Genomic DNA, 1,149 nt, shown 5'->3' with positions numbered 1-1,149 from the left:
GGCTATCTGGCCGGTTTTTGATCGACGGCCCGCTTTCAAAAGCAGCGAGGGCTGAAGTCGACCGGAAATACAGGGCTACTTCAGACCTTCCTTAAGGAACTGCCCCTTGGTGGGAGTTGCTTTAGGGTTGTGTTGCAGAATCGCGTTTGACGCTTTTTTCACATTCTTTTGACGGGGCCATCACGGCCCCGTTTCTATCGTGGCGGGCATTCCCCAGGAGGATGCCAGGCCATGTCAAAAAACACCCCCATCGAGCTCGAATTTTCCCGCAAATATGATCACCAGCACTCCGTTGAGTATCTGAACAAGCATCAGGATGGGCTGGCTCGACGTCTATCACATTGGCGTGACCTGCAGGTGGCTCGACAGGCATTGCGACTCGCGGGTGAACCCAATCTGTTGTTGGACCTGCCCTGTGGTGCAGGGCGCTTCTGGCCAATGCTGGCGCAGAATAAGAATCGAGTCATTCTGGCCGCAGATAACTCGGCAGATATGTTGGCCACTGCCCGTGCTGGGCAGCCCTCCGAAATAGTGGCGCGCATCAAGACGTTCCAAACCTCTGCATTCGACATTGACCTTGGAGCCAACGCAGTCGATTGCATCTTCTGCATTCGGCTCCTCCATCACATCGAAGCAGCCGAACACCGTTTGGCCATCCTGCGAGAGTTTCACCGGGTCACGCGCGACAGTGTGATCATTTCCCTTTGGGTAGACGGAAACTACAAGTCCTGGCGGCGTCAGCGCCTTGAACGTCGCCGGGCTGCAAGGGGGCTGGAAGGAAAGAACCAAAATCGTTTTGTGGTCAGGCGCGAGGAGATCGAAGCAGAGTTCAAAGCGGCAGGATTCAGAGTCATTGGCCATCGTGATTTCCTCCCGGGCTATGCCATGTGGCGTACATACGTTCTGCGCAAGCTGGAGGATTAGTCGATGGGCATTCTGATCAGCCATTCGCAACCAGCCCCGCAGAGCACCGAGTTCGATCGCTGGTGGCATAGCCAAGGTGTGTGGGTAGAGCCCACAAACAAGAGGCGTGGGGGTGAAAGCGGTGTGCTGCTTGCGGATTCCACGGTCATCTGGCCACCCATTCCATGAGCATCTGACCACCGATTCCACGGTGATCCGGCCACCCATTCCACGCGTATCCGACCA

General features: G+C 56.2%; 1 protein-coding gene. It reads left to right on the top strand.

The features are described 5' to 3' along the window. The first annotated feature begins 231 nt into the window (after nucleotides 1-231). Nucleotides 232-924 carry a class I SAM-dependent methyltransferase gene (locus H165_RS0118100; RefSeq protein WP_026146729.1) on the top strand — a complete coding sequence of 231 codons (693 nt, stop codon included), beginning with the start codon at nucleotides 232-234 and terminating at the stop codon, nucleotides 922-924. Nucleotides 925-1,149 lie beyond the last annotated feature (225 nt).

This window comes from Pseudomonas thermotolerans DSM 14292 (genome assembly GCF_000364625.1).
GTDB lineage: Bacteria > Pseudomonadota > Gammaproteobacteria > Pseudomonadales > Pseudomonadaceae > Aquipseudomonas > Aquipseudomonas thermotolerans.
This window is presented reverse-complemented; position numbering and strand designations above follow the sequence as displayed.